Consider the following 358-nt stretch of genomic DNA (forward strand, 5'->3'; position numbering starts at 1 on the left):
ACGCCCCATCCCCAACCGCTGCGAACCCTGACCCGAGAACAGGAACGCCGTACGGCCCGTCTCGTTCTGGCCGACGACGGCGGCCGGGTCGGGTTCGCCCACGCACACGGCGGCCAGACCGCGTACCGCGGTCTCGCGGTCGTCCACCAGGACAACGGCACGGTGGTCGAAGAGTGAGCGCTGGGTGGCGAGGGAAAATCCCAGGTCCACCGCGCGTAGCGCGGGGTCGGCCTCGATCTGGGCCAGCAGGCGGGCGGCCTGGGCGCGCAGAGCGTCCTGCGTACGGCCGGACAGGATCCACGGCACGACACCCGGTGCCAGGGAGGCAATGCCCTCCCCGCCGGTCTGCGGCTCGGTG

Annotated in this window: 1 protein-coding gene; it reads right to left on the minus strand. The window is 72.6% G+C overall.

All coding sequences use genetic code 11. The features are described 5' to 3' along the window. Positions 1-358, minus strand: a 358-nt coding sequence (locus KM933_RS38850) for a CurL C-terminal domain-containing protein (protein WP_221362415.1), incomplete at both ends; no start/stop codon positions are given.

The organism is Streptomyces beigongshangae (assembly GCF_019710745.1).
Classification (GTDB): domain Bacteria; phylum Actinomycetota; class Actinomycetes; order Streptomycetales; family Streptomycetaceae; genus Streptomyces; species Streptomyces beigongshangae.